Origin of the sequence: Salinivibrio sp. IB868 (assembly GCF_001995655.1) — a bacterium.
GTDB classification, from domain to species: Bacteria; Pseudomonadota; Gammaproteobacteria; order Enterobacterales; family Vibrionaceae; genus Salinivibrio; species Salinivibrio siamensis.
Map to the genome: position 1 here is coordinate 109,645 of NZ_MUEW01000011.1, position 24,095 is coordinate 133,739.

General features: G+C 51.3%; 22 protein-coding genes. 14 read left to right on the top strand and 8 right to left on the bottom strand.

What is annotated here, in order from left to right:
* Positions 1-245: 245 nt before the first annotated feature.
* Entirely contained in the window at positions 246-902 is a 657-nt protein-coding gene (gene gph / locus BZG20_RS12640) for a phosphoglycolate phosphatase (protein ID WP_077579235.1), read from the bottom strand.
* Positions 903-926: 24 nt separating this feature from the next.
* Positions 927-1,637, bottom strand: coding sequence for a bifunctional 2-polyprenyl-6-hydroxyphenol methylase/3-demethylubiquinol 3-O-methyltransferase UbiG (ubiG, locus tag BZG20_RS12645; RefSeq protein ID WP_077579236.1), 711 nt, complete (start codon positions 1,635-1,637; stop codon positions 927-929).
* 630 nt (positions 1,638-2,267) lie between these two features.
* On the opposite strand from ubiG, the gene gyrA reads away from it, so the two are divergent.
* The 9 genes from gyrA (at position 2,268) to pyrF (ending at position 13,275) form a co-directional block, all read left to right on the top strand.
* Positions 2,268-4,943, top strand: a complete 2,676-nt coding sequence (gene gyrA / locus BZG20_RS12650; RefSeq protein WP_077579237.1) for a DNA topoisomerase (ATP-hydrolyzing) subunit A — start codon at positions 2,268-2,270, stop codon at positions 4,941-4,943.
* A gap of 214 nt (positions 4,944-5,157) precedes the next feature.
* Positions 5,158-6,240 carry a 3-phosphoserine/phosphohydroxythreonine transaminase gene (gene serC, locus BZG20_RS12655; protein ID WP_077579238.1) on the top strand — a complete coding sequence of 361 codons (1,083 nt, stop codon included), beginning with the start codon at positions 5,158-5,160 and terminating at the stop codon, positions 6,238-6,240.
* Positions 6,241-6,427: 187 nt separating this feature from the next.
* The gene (gene aroA / locus BZG20_RS12660; protein ID WP_077579239.1) at positions 6,428-7,714 is read left to right on the top strand and encodes a 3-phosphoshikimate 1-carboxyvinyltransferase; all 1,287 of its coding nucleotides are present in this window, start codon (positions 6,428-6,430) and stop codon (positions 7,712-7,714) included.
* A 200-nt stretch (positions 7,715-7,914) separates the two neighbouring features.
* Entirely contained in the window at positions 7,915-8,598 is a 684-nt protein-coding gene (gene cmk / locus BZG20_RS12665; RefSeq protein ID WP_046073495.1) for a (d)CMP kinase, read from the top strand.
* Between the two features lie 102 nt (positions 8,599-8,700).
* Complete coding sequence (rpsA, locus tag BZG20_RS12670; protein ID WP_046073837.1) at positions 8,701-10,371, top strand: 30S ribosomal protein S1; 1,671 nt, start codon at positions 8,701-8,703, stop codon at positions 10,369-10,371.
* Between the two features lie 72 nt (positions 10,372-10,443).
* Positions 10,444-10,728 carry an integration host factor subunit beta gene (ihfB, locus tag BZG20_RS12675; protein ID WP_046073494.1) on the top strand — a complete coding sequence of 95 codons (285 nt, stop codon included), beginning with the start codon at positions 10,444-10,446 and terminating at the stop codon, positions 10,726-10,728.
* Positions 10,729-11,016: 288 nt separating this feature from the next.
* The gene (locus tag BZG20_RS12680) at positions 11,017-11,304 is read left to right on the top strand and encodes a lipopolysaccharide assembly protein LapA domain-containing protein (protein WP_046073493.1); all 288 of its coding nucleotides are present in this window, start codon (positions 11,017-11,019) and stop codon (positions 11,302-11,304) included.
* A gap of 3 nt (positions 11,305-11,307) precedes the next feature.
* Positions 11,308-12,477, top strand: a complete 1,170-nt coding sequence (gene lapB, locus BZG20_RS12685; protein ID WP_077579240.1) for a lipopolysaccharide assembly protein LapB — start codon at positions 11,308-11,310, stop codon at positions 12,475-12,477.
* An 87-nt stretch (positions 12,478-12,564) separates the two neighbouring features.
* On the top strand, positions 12,565-13,275 hold the full coding sequence (gene pyrF / locus BZG20_RS12690) for an orotidine-5'-phosphate decarboxylase (protein ID WP_046073491.1): 711 nt from the start codon (positions 12,565-12,567) through the stop codon (positions 13,273-13,275).
* Positions 13,276-13,439: 164 nt separating this feature from the next.
* Here the strand turns inward: pyrF and BZG20_RS12695 are convergent, their stop codons facing one another.
* From BZG20_RS12695 to pspF, 6 genes are all read right to left on the bottom strand, one after another.
* Positions 13,440-14,255, bottom strand: a complete 816-nt coding sequence (locus BZG20_RS12695; protein ID WP_046073490.1) for an ATP-binding cassette domain-containing protein — start codon at positions 14,253-14,255, stop codon at positions 13,440-13,442.
* Positions 14,239-15,246 carry an oligopeptide/dipeptide ABC transporter ATP-binding protein gene (locus BZG20_RS12700; protein ID WP_046073489.1) on the bottom strand — a complete coding sequence of 336 codons (1,008 nt, stop codon included), beginning with the start codon at positions 15,244-15,246 and terminating at the stop codon, positions 14,239-14,241. Before BZG20_RS12700 ends, BZG20_RS12695 begins: the two co-directional genes overlap by 17 nt.
* Positions 15,246-16,133: a putrescine export ABC transporter permease SapC gene (gene sapC, locus BZG20_RS12705; protein WP_046073488.1), complete on the bottom strand. Its 888-nt coding sequence runs from the start codon at positions 16,131-16,133 to the stop codon at positions 15,246-15,248. The genes BZG20_RS12700 and sapC overlap by 1 nt, the downstream gene beginning before the upstream one ends.
* Positions 16,120-17,082, bottom strand: a complete 963-nt coding sequence (locus BZG20_RS12710; protein ID WP_046073487.1) for an ABC transporter permease subunit — start codon at positions 17,080-17,082, stop codon at positions 16,120-16,122. Before BZG20_RS12710 ends, sapC begins: the two co-directional genes overlap by 14 nt.
* Before the next feature lie 3 nt (positions 17,083-17,085).
* A complete protein-coding gene (sapA, locus tag BZG20_RS12715; protein WP_077579241.1) occupies positions 17,086-18,705 on the bottom strand; it encodes an ABC transporter substrate-binding protein SapA in 1,620 nt (539 codons plus the stop codon).
* Between the two features lie 130 nt (positions 18,706-18,835).
* A complete protein-coding gene (gene pspF, locus BZG20_RS12720; RefSeq protein ID WP_077579242.1) occupies positions 18,836-19,831 on the bottom strand; it encodes a phage shock protein operon transcriptional activator in 996 nt (331 codons plus the stop codon).
* 209 nt (positions 19,832-20,040) lie between these two features.
* On the opposite strand from pspF, the gene pspA reads away from it, so the two are divergent.
* The 5 genes from pspA to BZG20_RS12745 are packed head-to-tail and all read left to right on the top strand — an operon-like array spanning position 20,041 to position 23,822.
* The gene (pspA, locus tag BZG20_RS12725) at positions 20,041-20,709 is read left to right on the top strand and encodes a phage shock protein PspA (RefSeq protein ID WP_046073484.1); all 669 of its coding nucleotides are present in this window, start codon (positions 20,041-20,043) and stop codon (positions 20,707-20,709) included.
* 20 nt (positions 20,710-20,729) lie between these two features.
* Positions 20,730-20,960 carry an envelope stress response membrane protein PspB gene (pspB, locus tag BZG20_RS12730; protein ID WP_046073483.1) on the top strand — a complete coding sequence of 77 codons (231 nt, stop codon included), beginning with the start codon at positions 20,730-20,732 and terminating at the stop codon, positions 20,958-20,960.
* A complete protein-coding gene (gene pspC, locus BZG20_RS12735) occupies positions 20,957-21,346 on the top strand; it encodes an envelope stress response membrane protein PspC (RefSeq protein ID WP_077579243.1) in 390 nt (129 codons plus the stop codon). Before pspB ends, pspC begins: the two co-directional genes overlap by 4 nt.
* Before the next feature lie 50 nt (positions 21,347-21,396).
* Positions 21,397-22,788, top strand: coding sequence for a YcjX family protein (locus BZG20_RS12740; RefSeq protein WP_077579244.1), 1,392 nt, complete (start codon positions 21,397-21,399; stop codon positions 22,786-22,788).
* Positions 22,789-22,799: 11 nt separating this feature from the next.
* Positions 22,800-23,822 (top strand): TIGR01620 family protein, encoded by a 1,023-nt coding sequence (locus BZG20_RS12745; RefSeq protein ID WP_077579245.1) that lies wholly within the window; start codon positions 22,800-22,802, stop codon positions 23,820-23,822.
* Positions 23,823-24,095: the final 273 nt, after the last annotated feature.

Here is a 24,095-nt window from a genome sequence, read left to right on the forward strand (position 1 = left end):
GATATAACCTGCTTTTTGCAAGCCAGTCTTTGTTAGGGTGGGTGTGGATATCTTGGGGATGTTATATCTAAAGTTAGTAATCACCAACCTAGTGACGCAAGGCCGACAAGATTAGTGAGAATTTCAATCACTGAAAGGCAAAAATTGGTAATAAAAAAAATTTATTTTGGTTGATCTTAGCGATGATCAGTGATCGTTTTTAACTGATTGAAAAGACAGCAAACCCCACAAAATGTGGGGTGTGACTAGGATCCAAGAATGGCGCTAAGTTGATCAGGCTTGGCGAAAATATGATCTGCTTTCCAATTATGAACTAAGGCTTGATCGCCGGTGTAACCCCATCCTGCGACGGCTGCGCCCATATTCGCCGCGCGCGCCGCTAATATATCGTTTTCAATGTCTCCGACATACAGCCCTTGTTGTGGCACACAATTGAGGCTTTTGGCTGCTTCAAGCAAAGGCATAGGGTGCGGTTTGGCATGAGCATAGGTATCGGCGCCAACGATGACTTTGGCCTTTTGCAGGCGTGGGAAGAAGGCGAGTAACTGATGCGTGAGCCCTTCGGGCTTATTCGTCACAATGCCCCAAGGGATACGTAACTGATCCAGCTTATCGAGCAGGGTGTCTATGCCAGCGTAAAGCTGGGTGCCATGACATATCGCGTCCCCATAGTGATGAAGAAAACGCGCACGGAGGGCAACAGGGTCTTGATATTGTGCTTGTTCGCCAAACCCAGCACTTAACAGGCCGCGCGCACCGAAACTTGTATGGGTATAAATTTGCTCGCGTGTTAAAGGAGGCAAGTCAAACTCGGCGAGGACGCGGTTAGCGGCCTCACCCATGTCGGGGGCGGTGTCAAGCAAGGTGCCATCTAAATCAAAGAGAATGGTCGATGGGATCATGCTGGCGAGCTCCTTATCAGTCGGCTAGGGCGCGACGGTGTGAACGAGATAATTCACATCGACATTGGCGTTGGAAAGTTTGTAGGTATCAAACACCGGGTTGTAATGCAGCCCTGTCATGTCTTTGGCCGTTAGCGGGGTGTTATCAATCATGTTCATCAGCTCTGAGGGGCGAATAAACTTATGGTGCTCATGGGTGCCTTTGGGAACCAATTTAAGCACATGCTCCGCGCCGACGATCGCGAACAGCCAAGATTTGGCATTGCGATTCAGTGTCGAGAAAAAGACATGACCACCGGGTTTTACCATCTGTGCACAGGCTTGAATCACGGAGGCGGGTTCAGGCACGTGTTCGAGCATTTCCATACAAGTGACAACGTCGTATTGCTGCGCATAGCTGCTGGCATGTTCTTCCGCGGTTGATTGGATGTAGTGCACATCGACTCCGGCTTCGAGGGCATGCAGCCGCGCGACGGTGAGAGGCTCTTTTCCCATATCCAGTCCTGTCACTTCCGCTCCTTCCTGAGCCATGCTTTCGGCTAAGATGCCGCCGCCGCATCCGACATCAAGTACTTTTTTGCCGAATAATCCGCCCGCTTTATCCAAGACATAATCGAGGCGTAATGGGTTGATTTGATGCAAAGGTTTAAATTCACCCTCTAAATCCCACCAACGCGAGGCCATATCCTCGAATTTTTGAATTTCTGCCGGATCGACATTGGGTACTTGGCTCATAACTGCAGCTTCCTTATCGGTTTTGCTGCATTATAACGAAATCCAACGCGATAAAAAGAAGCCGTGCTTCTCGCGGGACCGGTGGGTGTCGTGAATAGGGATCGGCGACGCTGAGTGGGAGGTAACATGTAGAGGTATAGAAATAGCACGACGGCCAGCCACCGCCGTGCAGAAGGGAGCGGCGTTACGCCGCGGTTAAAATGGCGCTGGTCGCTATTATTCCAGCCAAAAGGTATTTGCCTGCTATTAGGCAGGCACCAATCGCGTTAACGATACGAGTGAGCATCATGCCTCCTCTTTAGTATCAAGTTGACCAACGTTAGGTCGGTCAGGCACGTCACTTCTAAGTATGGTTGATATTTCGGCGCCTGCTAAAAAAGTGATCTTGTGCTCAAGTTAAGCTAATTATTCCTTTTTCGCGCTCAGACACCTTGTGGGCTTTCCTAGTAAAAAAACCATAGTTAGCTACGCAAGTGGTGGCTTTTTGTCCGTGTAGACGCGTTCAGAGCGCCTGCTAACGAGATCCGTGATACATCTTAGCCATATTCGCGTGTCTCCAAAGAGGGTTTGTGTTATTCTCCGTGGTCACGTATTTGAATACGCAAACATTATTTGAGGGATGTTGGCTCCATGAGCGATCTTGCTAAAGAGATCACGCCAGTCAATATCGAAGAGGAGCTAAAAAGCTCGTATCTCGACTATGCAATGTCCGTCATTGTTGGCCGAGCTCTTCCTGACGTGCGTGATGGCCTAAAGCCAGTACACCGCCGCGTATTATTCGCGATGAACGTACTTGGCAACGACTGGAACAAGCCATATAAGAAATCGGCCCGTGTGGTCGGCGATGTAATCGGTAAATATCACCCGCATGGTGATAGTGCGGTATACGATACGATTGTGCGCATGGCGCAACCGTTCTCACTGCGCTACATGTTGGTAGATGGCCAAGGTAACTTCGGCTCCATCGACGGTGATTCAGCAGCCGCAATGCGTTATACCGAAGTGCGCATGGCGAAAATTGCCCATGAGCTGCTTGCCGATCTCGATAAAGAAACCGTGGATTATGTGCCGAACTATGATGGTACTGAGCAAATCCCGGACGTATTGCCAACGCGTGTCCCCAACCTGCTGGTTAACGGCGGCTCCGGGATTGCGGTCGGGATGGCAACCAACATCCCACCTCACAACCTTACCGAAGTTGTTAACGGATGTCTGGCGTATATCGATAATGAAGATATCACTATTGATGAGCTGATGGAGCACATTCCAGGCCCAGACTTCCCGACAGCGGCAATGATTAATGGTCGCAAAGGGATCGAAGACGCGTATAAAACAGGGCGCGGAAAAATCTACTTGCGTGCCAAGGCGGATATCGAAACCGACAAAAATGGTAAAGAGACCATTGTTGTCAATGAAATCCCCTATCAAGTCAACAAAGCGCGTTTGATTGAAAAGATTGCCGAGCTGGTTAAAGACAAGAAAATTGATGGCATTTCCGCGCTACGCGATGAGTCTGATAAAGACGGCATGCGGATTGTTATTGAGTGTCGACGTGATGCGGTGGCTGAGGTAGTACTTAATAACCTCTATGCGCAAACCCAATTACAGACGTCATTCGGCATTAATATGGTGGCGCTGGATAATAACCAGCCGAAGCTCTTTAACCTAAAAGGGATGCTTGAGTGCTTTGTTAACCACCGCCGTGAAGTGGTCACACGTCGCACGGTCTATGAATTACGCAAAGCCCGTGACCGTGCCCATATCTTGGAAGGCTTGGCGGTCGCACTGGCGAACATCGACGAAGTCATTGAGCTTATTCGTCAAGCCCCTACGCCTGCGGTAGCCAAACAAGAGCTACAAGATCAAGGTTGGGGACTCGGTGGCGTGTCTGCCATGTTGGAAGCTGTGGGTGGCGAAAACGCGCGTCCTGAATGGTTGGCGCCAGAATTTGGTGCCCGTGATGATGGCTCTTACTACCTCACTGAACAACAAGCACAGGCGATTCTGGATTTACGTTTGCACAAGCTCACCGGGCTTGAGCACGAAAAAATCCTGGACGAGTATAAAGGCCTGCTCGAGCAAATTGCGGAGCTGCTGCATATCTTGGCCAGTACCGAGCGCTTGATGGAAGTGATCCGCGAAGAGCTCGAAGCCGTCCGTGATGGTTTTGGCGATAAACGCCTCACCGAAATTACTGCCGCGAGTGCAGACATTGATATTGAAGATCTTATCAATGAAGAAGACGTGGTAGTGACCTGGTCACACGATGGTTACGTTAAGTATCAGGTTCTGAGCGATTATGAAGCGCAGCGCCGTGGAGGTAAGGGGAAATCAGCGACGCGAATGAAGGATGAAGACTTCATTGAGCGACTGCTGGTTGCTAATACCCATGACACAATACTGTGCTTCTCGACGCGCGGGCGTATGTACTGGCTGAAAGTCTATCAGCTGCCGCATGCATCGCGTAATGCGCGCGGTAAGCCAATTGTGAATCTACTCCCGCTGGAAGAAGATGAGCGTATTACCGCGATCCTGCCAGTGCGTGAGTATGAAGAAGACAAATACGTCTTTATGGCCACGGCTCATGGTACCGTGAAGAAAACCCCACTGACTGACTTTAGCCGTCCACGTAGCGCCGGGATCATTGCAGTGAACTTGCGTGAGGGCGATAGCCTGATTGGGGCCCAGCTCACTGATGATAGCAGTGAAGTCATGTTGTTCTCGCAATTCGGTAAAGTAGTGCGCTTCCTCGCATCGAATGACACCGTTCGCGCGATGGGTCGTACCGCCGCAGGGGTACGAGGCATTCAATTGGCTGAAAACGATCAGGTCGTCTCTTTGATTGTGCCGCAAGAGAATGCGGAAATCTTGACCGTGACCGAGAACGGCTTTGGTAAGCGCACAGCGTTGGCAGAATACCCAACCAAGAGTCGTGCGACCAAAGGGGTGGTTTCGATCAAAGTCTCTGAGCGTAATGGCGATGTTGTCAGTGCCATCCAAGTCTGTGAAGGCGATGAGCTGATGATGATCACTAATGCGGGGACCTTAGTCCGTACTCGCGCAGAAGAGGTGAGTCAAGTGGGGCGTAACACCCAAGGTGTACGCTTGATTCGCGTCAGTGATGACGAGAAAGTGGTGGGCCTACAGCGCATCGAAGAGCCAGACGAAGATGAGATGGAAGCCTTGGCCAATGAAGCCGGGACAACCACTCAGTCGGACGGCAGCGAGGCATCAGCGCCTACCGATGATGATCAACGCGATGATAACGATCAGTCGCCCGCGTCTGATGATGATCAAAACGCGTAAGTCGTCGCTTAGATAACGTCTTAAGGGTGCAGTGAACTGCACCCTTTTTTATTGCCTATTGACAGGAGAGCATGGAAATTGTGATCGAATCTGCGTTGGCGCTTTCAAATTGCGCGCGAAACGTGTTAAATCAATCACACACCATTTAAAACAGAGTCAATCCTTGTAGGCCTCCTGGCCACAAGTGATGAATAAGCAGGAGCCCCTCCCCAACATGGATAAGGTATATAATTTCTCCGCAGGCCCCGCGATGTTGCCGCGTGAAGTGATGCTAAAAGCACAAAAAGAATTGATGAACTGGCAAGACCTTGGTACCTCGGTCATGGAAGTGTCGCATCGCAGCAAAGCATTCTTAAACGTTGCTCGTCAGTCAGAGCAAGATTTGCGCGAACTCCTAGTGATTCCTGACAACTACCATATTCTATTTTGCCAAGGGGGCGCGCGTGCACAGTTTGCCGCGGTGCCCATGAATCTCATGGGGAACCACACCATCGCAGACTATGTCGATGGCGGTTACTGGGCAGAAAGTGCGGTCAAAGAGGCCAAGCGCTATTGTACGCCCAACGTTATCAATGTTTGCCGCGAGCGAGAGGGAAAACGTGCAATCTCGCCGGCGAAAGACTGGCTACTGAGTGATGATGCAGCCTATGTCCATTTCTGCCCTAACGAAACCATTGATGGCATTGAAATTAATGATTTGCCAGAGACCAATAAACCCATTGTTGCCGATATGTCATCGACCATCTTGTCACGTCCGATTGACGTATCTAAATATGGGGTGATCTACGCCGGTGCGCAAAAGAACATTGGCCCTGCAGGGCTGACCCTGGTGATTGTACGTGACGACTTATTGGGACTGGCGCGAGATGTGCTTCCTAGTGTGCTTAATTACAAGGTCTTGGTAGAGAAAGACTCGATGTTCAACACACCGCCGACCTTTGCCTGGTATCTGGCCGCCGAAGTCTTTAAATGGCTGAAAAAACAAGGCGGGATTGAAGCCGTTTATGCACGCAATCAACAAAAAGCAGCCCTGCTTTACCAAGCTATCGATCAATCGAGCTTATATCGTAATGACATTCACCAAGACAACCGTTCCTTGATGAATGTGCCGTTTCAGTTGGCGAACAGCGACCTGGATGAGACTTTCCTCGCTGAAGCAACGGAACAAGGCTTACATGCGCTGAAAGGCCACCGAGATGTGGGTGGCATGCGAGCCTCTATCTATAACGCCATGCCCCTTGAAGGGGTGCAAGCGTTGGTCGATTTTATGGCCAAGTTCGAGAAAAAATATGGCTAATGAAAGACGGTAGCGATGGCTGCGTCTTTTAACGGTGTTAAGTAGAAAACGGTGTGAAAAACGAGCCGCGTCCTTGTTGGAGGCGGCTTTTGCTTTCTCTTCACTGAAGGTGATAAAAATAATAATTGTGAGACTGCCGGTATTTTGGTTACTCTGGGGGCACTAAGCATCACGGATATAAACCAGAATGGAGCAACTGACACTTTCCCCGATTTCTTATGTCAACGGCCAGATTAACCTTCCCGGCTCAAAAAGCGTGTCGAATCGCGCATTACTCCTTGCCGCTCTAGCCTCAGGCACCACCCGACTAACCAACTTACTGGATAGTGACGATGTACGTCATATGCTCAATGCGTTTACCGCGTTGGGAGTAGAGTATCAATTGTCCAGCGATCGCACCGAATGTGTGGTACAAGGGCTGGGACAACCGTTTCATCTCGCCGAGCCAACCACGCTGTTTCTCGGCAATGCGGGAACGGCGATGCGCCCTTTGACGGCGGCACTATGCTTGGGAGAGGGTGACGTCACCCTGACGGGTGAGCCACGGATGAAAGAGCGTCCTATTGGCCACCTTGTTGACGCCCTGAATGCGATTGGTGCTGATATCCAGTATCTTGAAACTGAGGGCTATCCGCCACTACGTATCCAAGGCACTGGCCTGGCAGGTGGCGATGTGAGTATCGATGGCAGCATCTCGAGTCAGTTTCTCACCGCACTACTGATGGCCGCGCCGTTTGCTGAGCAAGAGACCCGGATCACCATTAAAGGGGAGCTTGTCTCTAAGCCTTATATTGATATTACCTTGGCAATCATGGCGCAGTTTGGTGTTGAGGTACAAAATGATAACTACCAAGCGTTTGTGATCCCAGCTGGACAGCGTTATCAATCACCAGGTCACTTTATGGTGGAAGGTGATGCCTCATCCGCTTCTTACTTCCTCGCGGCGGCCGCGATTAAGGGCGGTGAAGTCAAAGTGACGGGCATCGGGCGTCATAGTGTGCAAGGTGATATCCAGTTTGCCGACGCACTCGCGGCGATGGGCGCCGAGATTGAGTGGGGAGAGGATTATGTTCTCGCCCGTGGAAAGACGCTTAAAGGCGTCGACATGGACTTTAATCATATTCCTGATGCAGCGATGACCATTGGCGTCGCGGCCTTGTTTGCAGAAGGGCCGACATGGATTCGCAACGTGTACAATTGGCGTGTTAAAGAAACCGATCGCTTATATGCCATGGCTACCGAGCTGAAAAAAGTGGGCGCTGTGGTTGAAGAGGGCGAAGACTATCTGTACGTCGAGCCACCAAAGCAGTTACACCACGCGGCCATCGATACCTATGACGATCATCGGATAGCGATGTGCTTCTCGTTGGTCGCATTGAGTGATACGCCCGTCACTATTAATGACCCGGGCTGTACGTCAAAAACCTTCCCTGATTATTTCGAGAAGCTCGCGGCAATCAGCACCACGAAATAACCATGCTGCAACACATTGCTGCTGATATCCACGCAGCAGCAATGATTTCCAGCCGGATTTCTTCTATACTATGCGCCGATTTATCGATGTGCTTGTTGGGCAAACAGTGTGTTTGTCGCGTCACGGTATGGCAGGCGTCAAACCCATTTAACGCCTCAAGCGAAGCGAATCGAGTAAAGTTGACGAACGTGGAGAGATTTATGCCGACACAGGCGCCTGTGATTACAGTAGATGGACCAAGTGGTGCAGGAAAAGGAACCTTATGTATGCGGTTGGCGGAGACACTAGGCTGGCATTTGCTAGACTCTGGTGCCATCTACCGTGTTTTGGCATTAGCGGCGATTCATCATGACGTGGATACCTCATCGGAAGACGCATTGGTACCACTGGCTGCGAACCTAGACGTTCAATTTATCGCCGAAGGTGATCTGGTGAAGGTGATTCTCGAAGGGGAAGACGTATCGGGCACCTTACGCACAGAGCAGGTGGGTAATCAAGCGTCGAAAGTCGCTGCACTCCCGCGCGTTCGCGAGGCATTGTTGCGTCGTCAACGTGCGTTTGTCGGCGAGCCGGGTTTGATTGCTGATGGCCGTGATATGGGTACCGTGGTGTTCCCGCAAGCGGAGGCGAAAATCTTCCTTGATGCTAGCGCAGAAGAACGCGCACGCCGGCGCCAGCACCAGTTGCAAGGCAAGGGGGTTAATGTTACCTTTGACCGCCTTTTAAGCGAAATTCAAGAGCGTGATGATCGTGACCGCAATCGAGCGGTGGCACCGTTGCGCCCCGCGTCAGATGCATTAGTGCTAGACTCAACGTCGTTATCAATCGACGAAGTGATTGCACAAGCACTGGCGTTTATTGAAAGCAAATTATCGGCTGCATAAGCAGTCTATAACCGTTAGCTGCAAGGATGATAGCTAACATATTTAACAACCCCATGCGGTAGGATACCCGTGGACGTTTATCAAATTGAAGATTTAAATATAATGACTGAATCTTTTGCTCAACTCTTTGAAGAGTCTCTAAAAGAAATCGAAACTCGCCCAGGTTCTATTGTTAAGGGTACTGTTGTTGCTATCGAGAACGGTTTCGTTCTGGTTGACGCAGGCCTGAAATCTGAATCGTCTATTCCAGCTGACCAATTCAAGAACGCTGCTGGCGAACTTGAAATTGAAATCGGCGGTGAAGTCGATGTAGCCCTGGACGCAGTGGAAGATGGTTTCGGTGAAACTCAGCTTTCTCGTGAGAAAGCGAAGCGTCACGAAGCTTGGATCCAGCTAGAGAAAGCGTACGAAGAAGCTGAAACCGTTAACGGTGTTATTAACGGTAAAGTGAAAGGTGGTTTCACCGTAGAACTGAACGGCATCCGTGCGTTCCTACCGGGTTCACTGGTTGACGTTCGTCCAGTACGTGATACTTCTCACCTGGAAGGCAAAGAGCTCGAGTTCAAAGTAATCAAGCTTGACCAGAAGCGCAACAACGTTGTGGTTTCTCGTCGTGCGGTTATCGAGTCAGAAAACAGCGTTGAGCGTGACGAGCTGCTAGCTTCTCTGCAAGAAGGCATGGAAGTTAAAGGTATCGTTAAGAACCTGACTGACTACGGTGCGTTCGTTGATCTTGGCGGCGTTGACGGCCTGCTTCACATCACTGACATGGCGTGGAAGCGCGTTAAGCACCCATCAGAAATCGTTAATGTTGGTGACGAAATCAACGTTAAGGTTCTGAAGTTTGACCGTGAGCGTACTCGCGTATCACTCGGCCTGAAACAACTGGGTGAAGATCCATGGGTAGCTATTGCTAACCGTTACCCAGAAGGTCACAAGCTGACTGGTCGCGTAACCAACCTAACTGACTACGGCTGCTTCGTTGAAATCGAAGAAGGCGTTGAAGGTCTGGTACACGTGTCTGAAATGGACTGGACCAACAAGAACATCCACCCATCTAAAGTGGTTAATGTGGGTGACGAAGTTGAAGTCATGGTTCTGGACATCGACGAAGAGCGTCGTCGCATCAGCCTTGGTCTGAAACAGTGTAAAGCCAACCCATGGCAGCAATTCGCTGAAACTCAGAACAAAGGCGACCGTGTTACTGGTAAGATCAAGTCAATCACTGACTTCGGTATCTTTATCGGTCTAGACGGCGGCATCGACGGTCTGGTTCACTTGTCTGACATTTCTTGGAACGTGGCTGGCGAAGAAGCCGTTCGCGAATACAAGAAAGGCGACGAGATCTCAGCAGTGGTTCTTCAGGTTGACGCAGAGCGTGAGCGCATCTCACTTGGCATCAAGCAGATGGAAGAAGACCCATTCAACAACTACCTGGCAGCTAACAAGAAAGGTGCTATCGTTAACGGTACGGTAACGGCTGTTGACGCGAAAGGCGCAACGGTTGAGCTAGCCGACGGTGTTGAAGGTTATCTGCGTGCTTCTGAAGCTGCGCGTGACCGTGTTGAAGACGCGACTCAAGTGCTTTCAGTTGGCGACAGTGTTGAAGCGAAGTTCACCGGTGTTGACCGTAAGAACCGCGTGCTAAACCTGTCTGTTCGTCTGAAAGACGAAGCTGATGAGCAAGAAGCGATGGCTAGCCTGAACAAATCTGATGAAGGCGCTATCGGTAATGCTATGGCTGACGCGTTTAAAGCAGCGAAGAGCGAATAATGTATAAGTTGAGGGGGAAATTTTCCCCCTCTGCATTTATACTGTTGAGAAACATACTAAAGCGGGGTGTCTATGACCAAATCTGAGTTAATTGAAAGGCTCTGTAGTCAGCAAGCCCATCTGTCTGCTAAGCAGGTAGAGGATGCTATCAAGGAAATCCTTGAGCATATGGCGACCACACTTGAAAGCGGTGATCGGATCGAAATCCGTGGTTTTGGTAGTTTCTCACTACATTATCGCGCGCCTCGCGTGGGGCGTAACCCGAAAACAGGGGAAAAAGTTGAGCTTGACGGTAAATACGTCCCTCACTTTAAACCTGGTAAGGAACTTCGTGATCGCGTTAACATCTATGGTTAAGCGATAGACGCTGAAAAAAACGGCATGCTGTAGGTATGCCGTTTTTTTATGTCTATCGATCATAGCTTGCGTGGCGAATTTCCTGCATAATCATACCTTCTGTGTAAGATCTTGTACCCACAACTAAAACCTTGTCGCTTGCCATCATGCGAGTGGATAGCACGGGCCAAGGGTGCATTAGTAACGTTTTGTTGTATCAAGCAAACGTTCACAGTGACAAGTGCCTCGCATCTTGTCGTTCTGCCATAATTGAAGAGGCACTAGGCCTTTCGCAATGAGGGAATACTTGTGAAAATACTCGGCATTCTGTTTCTGGTGTTATGTTTTCTGATCACCTTGGCGCTGGGAGCGCAAAACCAAGATGTGGTCAACTTTAACTACTTAATCGCCCAAGGTGAGTTTCGTCTCTCTGTTATCTTGGGTATTGTCTTTGTCATTGGCTTTGGCATCGGCTGGTTAGTCTGCGGTGCGTTATACCTAAAAGCGAGAGTGACCGCTCGAGGGCTGCGTAAACAGGTGGAAAAGCAACGCAAAGAACTTGATAAATTGCGTACGGACCCGCTAAAGGAACAATAATTCATGCTAGAGCTGTTGTTTCTGTTGCTCCCTATTGCCGCCGGTTATGGCTGGTACATGGGTAACAGGAATGCTCGTCATCGACGGCAAGAACAGTCACATCACTTGTCTCGCCAGTATGTGGCGGGGCTGAATCTGCTGCTGTCTGAACAGTCTGATAAAGCGGTTGATCTGTTTATTGAGCTTTTACAGGTCGACAATGAGACCATTGACACCCACCTTGCCCTAGGCAACCTGTTTCGCTCTCGGGGCGAAGTCGATCGCGCCATTCGCATCCACCAAAACCTGATTGCTCGCCCTAATCTGACGCTTGATCAACGTAACCTTGCCATGCAACAACTGGCCAAAGATTACATGGTCGCCGGGTTTTTTGATCGCGCAGAAAAGATATTTTCTGAGCTAGTGGATGAGCCAGATTATCAAGAGTTTGCCCTTCAGCAGTTGTTAGCCATCTTTCAGCAAACCCGAGAGTGGGAAAACGCGATTGATACCGCGAGCAAACTGGTCAAGATGGGCAAACAAAAATTACGTAAAGACATCGCTCATTTTCACTGCGAACTGGCGATGCAACAGCTCGCCGATGGCGACGAACATAAAGCACGACAATGGCTACGTCGCGCCTTGTCGTATGATAAAAGTTGCGTGCGCGCCAGCTTGAAGCTGGCCAAGCTTGATATTGAGCACCAAGATTATAAAGGCGCCATCAAGCAGCTAGAGAACATCCTTGAGCAGGATGCGGACTTTGTCAGTGAGGCGTTACCACTGTTGGCGGAGAGCTATCGCGCGCTAGGTCGTGAAATGCATCTGGTTCGGTTTTTAAAAGAATGCATTGAAAAGAATGCTGGGGTGAGCGCGGAGTTGATGCTATCAGAAGTGATCGGTCACAACGAAAATATCGCGATGGCGCAAAGCTTTCTCACCCGCCAGCTTACTCGCAATCCGACCATGCGCGGCTTTCACAAGTTAATGGAATACCATGTTGAGCAAGCGGAAGAGGGACGCGCAAAAACCAGTCTGAACACGCTAAAAGACTTGGTGGCGGAACAGATGAAAGTGAAGCCGCATTATCGTTGTCGAAAATGTGGTTTCTCGACCCACTCGCTCTACTGGCAATGTCCTTCTTGCAAAAGCTGGGGGGCAATCAAGCCAATTCGAGGGCTTGATGGTGAATAATGGCGATGCGCAAGCATCGCCGTTTTTTTATCTATCGTGGCGGTATACCTGCTGAGATGAATCGTAAACAAGGAACTAGGAGACAACATGCACGACCCAAAAGTCATTGTGGCACTTGATTATGCGAATATGAACCACGCCTTGGCCTTTGCCGAGAAGATAGAACCAGGTTCATGTCGCTTAAAAGTGGGCAAGGAAATGTTCACCTTATTTGGGCCGGCATTGATTAAGCAGCTGCATGCGGGTGGGCACGAGGTTTTTCTCGACCTTAAATTTCACGATATCCCGAACACGTGTGCACGAGCGGTCGCGGCAGCGGCAGAGCTGGGTGTTTGGATGGTCAACGTCCACGCCGCTGGCGGGGAACGCATGATGGTTGCTGCACGTGAAGCCTTAGTGCCTTATGGGGGCAACCGCCCTTGGCTGATTGGTGTGACCGTGTTAACCAGCATGACGGCGGTGGATTTGGCAGACAGTGGTATTCAGATATCGCCACAGGCGCAAGTGCAGCGCCTTGCGGGTCTGACGCAGCAGGCAGGCCTTGATGGTGTTGTTTGCTCCGCGCAGGAAGCGAGCCTGCTCAAGGCACAGTGTGGGGACGCCTTTAAATTAGTCACGCCAGGTATACGCCCAGCTGGGAGCGACAAGGGTGACCAACGCCGAGTGATGACGCCCGAGCAAGCGGTACAAGCCGGCTCTGATTATCTCGTCATAGGTCGCCCTGTCACGCAAGCGGCGGACCCCGCTGCTGTGCTTGCGTCAATTAACCAATCGTTGAATGACCAAAGTGCCGAGTAACTTAAGCTCCTAACACTAGCGTTTGCTAGCAATCGTGGTTGTCAATAATCGCCGTTGCTAATGACTGAGCTCGCCAATGTTTCAAGCTAAGCGCTTGACGAGGTAGAGAGCGGCAGGGGACGCGTTAACAGAGCGGCCATGGATCGCGCCGCTCGTGTTCGCCACTATGGGCGGGCGCTGACTGATTTGCGCGACCGCCTATCCAATACCGGTGCGGTAAAATGACTGTCAATCAGCCTTTGTGTCAAGCTGTGTTGCGGATTGGCAAAAATGTCAGCGGTATTACCCGATTCCACCACGTCGCCTTTTTGCATCACCATCAGCTTGTCGGTGACATGTTTGATCACCCCCATATGCTGCGACACATACACGTAAGACAAGCCCATCTCATCTTGAAGCTCAAGCAGTAAGTTAATGATTTGCGAGCGCATGGACATGTCGAGACCATTTAACGCCTCGTCGGCGACAATGACACTCGGTTGCAAAATTAAGGCTCTGGCGAGTGATACCCGCTGTTTTTGGCCGGTTGCCAGCATCTGCGGATAAAAATAAGCATGCTCCGGCAGCAAGCCGACCCGCAACAGGGTGTTCTTAATGCGTTTACCTCGCTCTTGCGGGGTCATATTGGTGTTTCGCCGCAAGGGGCCTTCTAATATTTGGCCGATTTGGTTGCGTGGGTTGAGCGAGGTGTTCGGGTCTTGGAAGATCATCCGAATCAATTTGCAGCGGGTTTGGTAATCTTTGTAACGCAGCGTCTCACCATTGACCCGGATTTCGCCTGCCGTTGGCTCGATAACGCCAGCAATCATGCGTGCTAGGGTTGATTTTCCTGAGCCATTCTCGCCCACAAAGGCAATGGTTTCCCCGACATCCAAAGAAAAAGAGACCGGCTTCACCGCGTGGGTGACACGTTTTCTCAACCACCCTGTGCGGTGGTGATAATCTTTGGTGAGCCCATCAATTTCAAGAAGAGCGGCCATGCTTGTTCTCCATGTTGAGCGGGAAATGACAGGCAAATTTATGGTTTTTCACTTTTTGCGTATGGGGCGTTTCGACACATTTACGCTGTGCGTATGGGCAACGCGGCCCCAGTCGACAACCGATGGGCAGATGCTGCAGTGGTGGTATTGAGCCAGGCAAGGTTTCGAGCTTGCTCTTGTGGGGAATATCGCGGCTAAAATCAGGCATTGTCCGTAATAAAGCATCCGTGTAAGGATGGTGCGGCGTGGTTAAAATTTGCTCGCGGTTGCCGGACTCTACCGACTGGCCACAATACATCACGGTGATCCTATCGGCCCAACGCGTCACCAAGGTGAGATCATGACTAATCAGCAAGATTGTCGTGTTAGATAACTGATTGGTGCGACTCAGTAAACGGAATATCTGCGCCTGAGTAATGGGATCCAAATCGTTGGTCGGCTCATCCGCAATCAATAGGCGAGGGCGGTTAGCAATCGCCATTGCAATCATCACCTTTTGACACTCGCCATCGGTAAGCTCATACGGATAGCTTTCCATCACCCGCTTGTGATCCTTGATGCCCACTTTATGCAGCAAGGCGATAGAATGCTGCTTGCGCCAATTTAAGCGTTGCCACCAACTGCCGGAAAATGACGCGGGTGGAATGGCCTCTTCAAGCTGATGACCCACTACTTCGGATGGGTCAAGACACGTGGAAGGCTCTTGGAAGATCATCGCAATGTCTTTGCCGACCACATGGCGACGTTCGCGCGCGGGCAGTTCTAATAGGTCGATATTACCCAAACGTAATCGGTCGGCGGTCACATGCCATTGATCCTTAGTGACGCCGCAAATGGCTTTGGCCACCAAGCTTTTGCCTGAGCCGGATTCCCCCACCAAACCACGAATCTCACCGTCATTGATGGTCAAGCTCATACGGTCGACGGCTTTCACCATACCTTGTGGGGTTTCTATCTCTATGGTCAGGTGTCGAATATCAAGTAACGGCATTATTCAGTTCCTGCATTGATGGCTTGGCTGATCCCCTCACCAACTAGGTTAACAACCAACACACTGAACGCAATCGCCATTCCAGGCAGAGTGACAGTCCAAGGCGCCGTGAAAATCAGCTCGACAGAATCCCCTAACATGGCGCCCCATTCTGGCGCCGGCGGCTGTGCTCCAAGGCCTAGAAAGCCGAGTGCGGCCACATCAAGAATCGCCACCGAAATAGCGCGGGTAATCTCGGTACTCAGTACTGTGACGATATTGGGCAGAATCGAATGGTAAAGCAGATAAAAATCATTGGCACCGTCCAAGCGCGCGGCAATGATATAGTCTTTCCCTATCTCATCGTGTACGGCCGTATACACCGCGCGGATAATCCGTGGAATGAGTGACAGCCAGATAGCGAGCAATACTTGAGTTTCGCCCACCCCTAAAAAGGCGACCACGATAATGGCCAACAGTAACGAAGGAATAGAGAGAATACTATCTAGGATATGATTCAACACACTCGATTTGAGCCCCTTGGTCATCCCGGCGAGTACACCAATCGCGACCCCGATAAGTGACGCGGCCAATGCGGTCATCAGTGCATAACCAAAGGTGAGCCGAGAGCCGGCAATTAGGCGCGAGAGCATATCGCGGCTAAGATCATCGGTCCCTAAAAAGTACTCAATTTGCCCTGACTGCACCCAAGAGGGCGCCATCAGTAAATGACCGGTTTGATGCTGCGGGCTCCACGGGGCGAGTAGAGGGGCAAATAAGGTGACAAGGATGAGCCCAACCAGGCACCAAAAGCCGATCACCGCAAGCTTGTTGCGACGAAATGCATTCCAGGTGCGCTCAAATTGGGTAGGGATATGCTGTTCAACGTAAACACTATTTGAGGGCATACCATTTTTTCCTTACCAGCGGGTTCATAAAAGCCCCTAATACATCCGAGATGATATTAATCAGTAACACAAACCCACCAATGACCAAGACGCCGCCTTGTACTGACACATAATCTTTAGCGATGAGCGTATCGAGCAGCCAGCGCCCAATCCCAGGCCAGTTGAATACTGACTCAACGATGATGACAAAGGTCACCATGGTGGAAACCAGTAGGCCAAAATTAGGGATGATCGGTGGAATGGCATTTTTCATCCCATGGCGAAGCACGATTTCCGTTTTTGATAGTCCCTTGGTCGCTGCCGCTTTGATGTAGTTCTGGCGCATCACATAAGCCATGGAGTCGCGCACCATCTTGATGATCTCTGTGGTAGGGACCACCGCAAGGGTCAAGGTGGGAAGTGCGAGGTGACGGACAATATCAGAGGCGACCTTGCCTTGTAGCGGTAAGTCTGACAGCCATAAATCCACCAGCGCGAAACCGGAAATATGCGGGATCTCATACAAAAGGTTATAGCGCCCTGATACCGGAAACCACTGCAAGTCGAGTGAGAAAACCATGATAAAGAGGATAGCTAACCAAAATGTAGGGATGGAGAACACCACCAGGGCAAATGACGAAATCACTTTATCTGCTGGCCCTTGGCTACGAATGCCAGCCAGCGTGCCCAAGGGCACGCCCACAATCAAGCTGATAAAGAGCGCGGCAAAGCATAGTTCTAAGGTAGCCGGCGCGACGTGTGCCAGAGTGTCAACAACCGGCGACCCACTGGCGGCCAAGCCAAGGTTTCCATCGAGCAACTGTCGAATGTAGTAAATCCAGCCTATCCAGTAATCAAATTGGTGCCACTGTGAATCGGGCGCCAGCAACATAATGTTGTAGGCGACCAAGGTGAGGATCACTAGCGTGATTAAGAACAGGTTGAAGCGTCGTAACGTATAAATCAGCATGAGTTAGTGCTCCCGCGACACATCGGCGAAACTGTCCGCGCCAAAGGGCGTCATCGTGAGCCCCGTCAGGCTAGCATCACGCACTTGATGTTGAATACCGTGGGCGAGCGGAATAACGGGCATGCGACGGTCGAGAATCGTCTGAGCGGCCTGATACAACGCCTTGCGCTTGGCTATCTTGTCCGTGGCGATCGCCTGATTCAGTGTTTGGTCAAAAAAGCGGTTACACCAATTAGAAATGTTCCAACCGGTAAACTTCGCGTTGCAGGTGAGCAAGGGACGTAAAAACGTATCGGGATCGCCGTTGTCGGCTACCCATCCGGTTAATACCATATCGTGGCTATCATCACCTTGGCGAATGGACGTGCGATTAACCGTTTTTTCCGGAATAATATTGACGTCGATGCCAATTTCACCCAAGTCCGCTTGGATTAGTTCTGCGGTTTTACGTGGGCTGGGATTAAACGCGGTCGGTTTTAGCGGCACGGTTAAATCGACACTAAAGCCATGGCGATAGCCTGCTTTGGCAAGGAGTGCTGCGGCCAGTTTGGGGTCGTGCTGAGTTTTTCGGTTTGGATCGTAAGCCCATGACATAGGCGGAAGCAAGCTGGTGGCGGGCGCGCCCGTGCCATAATAGACCGAACTGAGCAGGGCTCCCCGGTCAATCGCAAGATTAATCGCTTGACGCACTTCCACTTCCGAAAGCGCAGGATGACGGGTGTTGAGGGCGATAAAAGCCACATTCATGCCCGTTTGCGACGACAAACTGAAGCGTTCATCACCGACAACCACGGGAAGCTGACTCGCAACCGGAGAGGAGAGCACATCACACTCGCCCGTCAGCATTTTCGCAAGCGTCCCTGTGCCGCGCGTGGAAACATCAAACACCACCTGCTCCATCGGCGCAGGGCCTTGCCAATACTGCCAATGGCGGCGTAGTCGAATAAACTCTCGCGGTTGATACTCAGCTAGCGCGAACGGGCCGGTACCAACCGGATAGGTATCGAGCTTCTCTGGCGTACCCGCTTCCAGTAATTGGTTAGCATACTCTTTTGAAAGGATCACCGAAAAGTTGGTGGCCAACGTGGAGAGAAAAGAGACATCGGGCCGAGAGAGTGTAAATTGGACGCGGTAGGTATCGAGCGCTTTAACTTGGGTCACCAAGCCGCCAAAGTTCATGCTATCAAACCACGGGTACTGACCACCGGAAATGCGATGAAAAGGATGGCGTGGATTAATAAGGCGACGAAAGGAAAACACGACATCGTCTGCGTTGAGGTAGCGTGAGGGGGTGAATTTGACACTGCGATGAAATGCCACGCCCCGGCGCAGAGAGAAGGTGTAGGTTTTACCGTCATCACTCACCTGCCAGCTTTTCGCCAGCATCGCCTCGGGTTGGTACGTCTCGGGGTTGAGTCGCAGCAGACGGTCATAAAGCTGACTCGACAAGGTATCAGCCGTGAGGCCGCCATCGGTCAACTGAGGGTTGAAGGTGTTAGGCTGGCCAGGACCGCAAAACACAAAGCCACGATTGTCGGCCGCACGTTGATCGCTGGCAGCGTCACAACCTGCAAGGAGCAGACCACTCACACCCAGGATCAAATACTGGAAAAAAACGCGCATAAACCAAGTAAAATCAGCTATCAAAGTAAACCCCGTAATCTACCACTGAAACGGCTTTACCACCAAGCAAAGTAAGGGCTATCTGATGTTTCTTTGCGTGCGGGGTGTACCTATGCACGTACACGTTGCGTCAGTCGGTTTGCCCCACATGATGTTTTCGTAGCAATCCCCTGAATTGATGGTAGCTCAGGCCGAGTAACTGCGCGGCCTTTCTCTGATGATAGTTGGCTTGTGACAGGGCCGCTGTGACCAAATCGTGTTCTTGCGTGGTTTGCCACTGGCGAAGGTCCAGGGGCAATGACGGCAATGCCTCTCTCTCAATGGGCACAGGTGCCTCGGCATCCGCTGTGCGCCAAGGTGGTGAAAAAGGGTCTAAACATATTGTGTCGATGGGTGTACTAGGATCATTGTGGCGAGAGAGGGCGCGCTCAACAGCATTTTTTAACTCGCGCACATTACCTGGCCAGGTGTGAGCGAGAAGCTGAGATTGAGCCTGTGCCGAAAAGCCAGCAAACAGCGAATAGCCAAGCTCCACGGCCATTTTCATCGCGAAGTGCTCAGCTAACAACAGAATATCTTGCTGACGCTCACGCAGTGGCGGGAGGTGAACGACATCGAACGCCAGCCGGTCAAGCAAATCGGGACGAAAAGCGTTTTGTTTGGCAAGGGCGGGTAAATCTTCATTCGTTGCACAGACAAGACGCACATCGGCACGCAGAGGAGATGTGCCGCCAACACGCTCGTATTCGCCATATTCAATCACGCGTAGCAGCTTTTCCTGCACACCTAATGGCGCGGTCGCTATCTCGTCTAAAAACAAGGTACCGCCTTCTGCTCGCTCAAAGCGCCCCGCATGCCGGCCTTTGGCGCTGGTAAAGGCGCCGGCTTCGTGCCCGAATAACTCTGAGTCGATCAACCCTTCGCTGAGCGCCGCACAGTTTAAGCTCACTAGTGGTTGTGACCAACGGGCGGAAAGATAATGAAGACGCTGTGCAATCAACTCTTTCCCCGTGCCGCGCTCACCCATAATCAGAACAGGACGGTTAAGCGGTGCCAGTTGGCTGACATGATCCAACACGGCGAGAAAACGGTCCGATTCACCCAGTAAATTGTCTTGTTCACGCATGGCGATTTTTACCAAATAGTGGTTTTCTTCATCATGGCCTTTTTCTCAATTTAACGCAATCTGTTTTAACCTATTGAAAATAAACACCTTAAAAGTTGGCATGGGATTTGAATTCTATTGAGTGTGTCAGAGCCGAGTACCACGGGTTAACGCGCCACTGGCCTTAACTCTAGGGCTCATCAACGAGGAAGCGTATTAAGGAGTCTATGATGGGAATTTTTTCGCGTTTTGCTGATATTGTGAATGCTAACGTCAACGCATTGTTAGACAAGGCAGAAGATCCACAAAAAATGATCCGTTTGATCATTCAAGAAATGGAGGACACCCTCGTTGAGGTGCGTACCTCGTCGGCAAAAGCGCTAGCCGATAAAAAAGAAGTGGCGCGCAAAATTGAAAACATCGAGCGTCAGATCCAAGAGTGGCAGGACAAAGCCTCACTCGCATTGCAAAAAGATCGTGAAGACCTGGCTCGCGCCGCATTGATTGAGAAGCAAAAAGCGCATGATGTTAAAGTCGCGCTGGACGAAGAGCTGACGCTGATTAATGAAAGCGTAGAGAAGCTTGCCGGCGAAATTGCGGCATTAGAAACCAAGTTAAGCGAGACACGCGCGCGTCAGCAGTCATTGACGATTCGTCGTGAAACAGCAGGCAATCGCCGTGATGTGCGCCGTCACCTCGGCAGTGGGCGTGCCGATGAGGCAATGGCGAAATTTGAACAATATGAGCGCCGTATTGACGAACTAGAAGCGGAAGCAGACAGTTATCAAATGGGCAAAGGAAAAGGCCTAGAAGACGAGTTCGCTGACTTACAAGCGCAAGACGAGATTGAAAAAGAGCTGGCGTCTTTGAAAGCTAAAATGAAAGACAATCAATCGTAACGATACCTCAAGGAGCGGACATGTCATCATTATTTCTTGGTTTCCCACTGGCGATTTTCTTGCTGTTTGTCGCCCCATTGTGGTTATTTCTGCATTACCGCAGTAAGCGACAAGTGGCGCAAGGCTTGAGTGGGCAAGATTACGAAACACTGCAACAATTGGCTCAGCGTGCCGAAAAGCTGCAGGCACGGGTGGATAACCTAGAGCGTCTACTGGATGCAGAAGCCCCTCATTGGAGGCAACGCGCATGAGTAATACCTTGTACAGAGATCCAGAAAATGGCCGCATCGCAGGGGTGTGCGCCGGGCTTGCCAATCACTTTGGCATGGAAACCTGGTTAGTGCGCATCCTGACTGTTTCGGCATTTTTACTCGGTTTTGGGTTCTTTGTGGTGGTCGCTTATATCGCGGCGGTACTGATCCTGGATAAAAAGCCGTCAGAGGTGAGTCAAGAGCCGAGTGCCGCGCAGCAAGACCATCAAGTGAAGCAAAAACCTTGGCAATCAGGGAAGTCTGCCAGCCAATTGATCGCGGATCTCGACCGCGAGTTTAGCCACATGGAAGACAAGGTCACGCACATGGAGGCGTATGTAACCTCATCGACCTTTAACGTCGACCAAGCCTTCAAAAAACTCTAACCTCGCTGCCCTGTTTGGGCAGCTTGGCCAACTAGGAGCCATATCAACCTATGCCATCAGTGAAAAGGCGCGTGAAGCAGTGGGTGAGCCGTGGGGCTGACCGTCATGTTCGCCTCGCGGTGACCGGTCTTTCTCGTGCGGGTAAAACCGCCTTTATTACCTCTCTTATCAATCAATTGACGCATTTGGGCACAGAGCCCAACTTACCGCTGATGTCACTGGTGCAACAGGGGCGTGGGCTGGGCGCACGTCGTGAACCCCACCCGCATATGCACCTGCCAGCCTTTGACTACGACAGTGCTATGCAAGCGCTTCATCAAACTCCGCCAGTATGGCCGTCGCCGACACGTGATGTCAGTGAAGTGCGCCTTGCCGTGCGCTATCGACCGCAGTCGGCTGCCCTGAGAGCGATCAACGAAATGGCCACGCTATACGTGGATATTGTCGATTATCCCGGGGAGTGGCTGCTCGATTTACCCTTGTTAAGCCAAACCTACTCGCAATGGTCGGCCAAACAAGCTGGGCTACTCACCGGCCGTCGGGGCGAGCTGGCCTCCACCTGGACAACTAAGGCAGCGGCTCTTGACCCGTTTGCCCCTGCTGATGAAAAAAGGCTGGCGGAAATTGCTGAAGACTACACGGCGTTTTTACACCAATGCAAAGCACATGATGGCTTGCACTGGGTCCAGCCTGGTCGATTTGTGCTGCCAGGTGAATTAGCGGGCGCGCCCGTGGTGCAATTCTTCCCTTGGGTTGGTAGCCAAAATGAACACGACCTCGCCAAAGCCGGGAAAGACTCGAATTACGGGGTGCTAAAAGCGCGCTACGACTATTATTGCGAGCACGTGGTCGCCAAGTTCTACCGCGAGCATTTTGCCAAAATAGACCGGCAAGTGATCCTGGTGGATACGTTGCAGCCCCTGAATGCAGGGCCGGCGGCATTTCACGATATGCGTCTTGCCGTTGAGCAGCTGATGCAAAGTTTTAAATATGGCAAGTCAGGGCTGATGAAACGGCTGTTTTCACCACGGATTGACAAGGTATTGTTTGCGGCCACTAAAGCCGATCATGTGACGCCCGATCAACACCCAAATATGGTGAGCTTATTACAACAAATCGTTCATCAGGCGTGGCAGCAAGCTGCGTTTGAGGGCATTGATATGCGTTGTCAAAGTGTGGCCGCGATTGAAGCCACCACACCAGGCTATGTCACGGTAAAAGGCGATAGCCAGAGTGCGCTAAAAGGTGTGCTTGCAGACAACTCGCCAGTCACCCTGTATCCCGGCGATGTGCCAGCGCAGCTACCTGATGAAACATTCTGGCAAACGCAAGGATTTGACTTTCCCTCTTTCCGTCCTCAGCAAGCGCCACTGGATGCGCCGTTACCGCACATTCGTATGGATAAGGCACTGGATTACTTGCTGGGTGATAAATTTCGATAAGCGAGGGCGCTATGACGCACTACAAGCCAAAACAAACCTTTGCACAAAATGTGGGCGTAGAACGTGACACGGAAAGCCAATTACAACAAGGAACCCAATTCGAATCGGAAACCGATTTTACCCCTGTCTCGAGTGAAGAGTGGGATGCGGATCTTGATGCGACCTTAAGGCCTTCGCCACGTAAACGTCGCCGCGTGTGGCCATTTTTGCTATTGGTGACTGTGCTGCTCGCCGTGTGGCAATCGGCGGACAGCGTCTATCAAAGCTGGCTCGAACGAGATTGGTTGAGTCTGGGTTGGCAGGGTCTGCTAGTCGCGGTTGCCACAACCGGACTGGTGATGCTGGGCAAAGAATGGCGGGCGATGCGTCGTTTGGTTCAGCGTGAAGCCGTGCGGGAGCAAGCGGAACAGCTGCTAAGCAGTGATGCGGTCGGGCAAGGAGAGCGGTTTTGTCAGCAATTGGCTGAGCAAACCGGGCAGGCCCAAACGGCAGCCTTTGCCAACTGGCAGCAGCAACTGGCGGCCACACATAACGACAGTGAAATTCTGAGCCTCTATGAGCAGCAAGTACTGAGTGCGCAAGATAAAGCGGCGCGTGACCTGGTAACCAAGCACGCGCAAGAGGCGGCACTCATGGTAGCGGTGAGCCCGTTGGCGGCGGCAGACATGTTGTTGGTTGCTTGGCGTAATTTTCATTTGATGACGCGTATCGCGCAGATCTACGGGATCCAACTGGGCGTTAAAGCACGTTTTCGCCTACTGAAAATGGTGCTCACTAACATGGCGCTGGCGGGTGCCAGTGAGGCGATGACCGATGTGGGCTTTGATGTGTTGTCCGTCAATATCGCTGGCCGAGTATCAGGCCGGGTGGCGCAGGGGCTCGGCATTGGCCTGCTCACCGCGCGGTTGGGGCTTAAAACCATGACACTCATGCGACCACTGCCTTGGCATGGTCAAGCCGCGCCTAGCCTGTCACAACTTCGCCGTGAGTTGGTAAAGCGGCTGGTGGGGAAGCGTCAACAAGACGCGTCATAGTCCTCGCTGGTAAGGTGGCTGGTAGGTAGACTTACCAGCCACATTGGTATTCATTGAATAATCAGTGAGTTAATTGCGTGTTCTCTGTGCTACAAACGTGACGGCGTAAGGCAAAAATCGCATCAGGGCTTGACTGTTCCCCCCAACCCGCTCAAACTCCGCTTCAGTGTCAACTTATCCTGACAGCTAATGCAGCGCATGCAGCCGCGACGATGAATGCTTCAGTAACCCGTTGAAGCGGGCATAGTTTTAGGGTACTCATCGCAAAAAGGC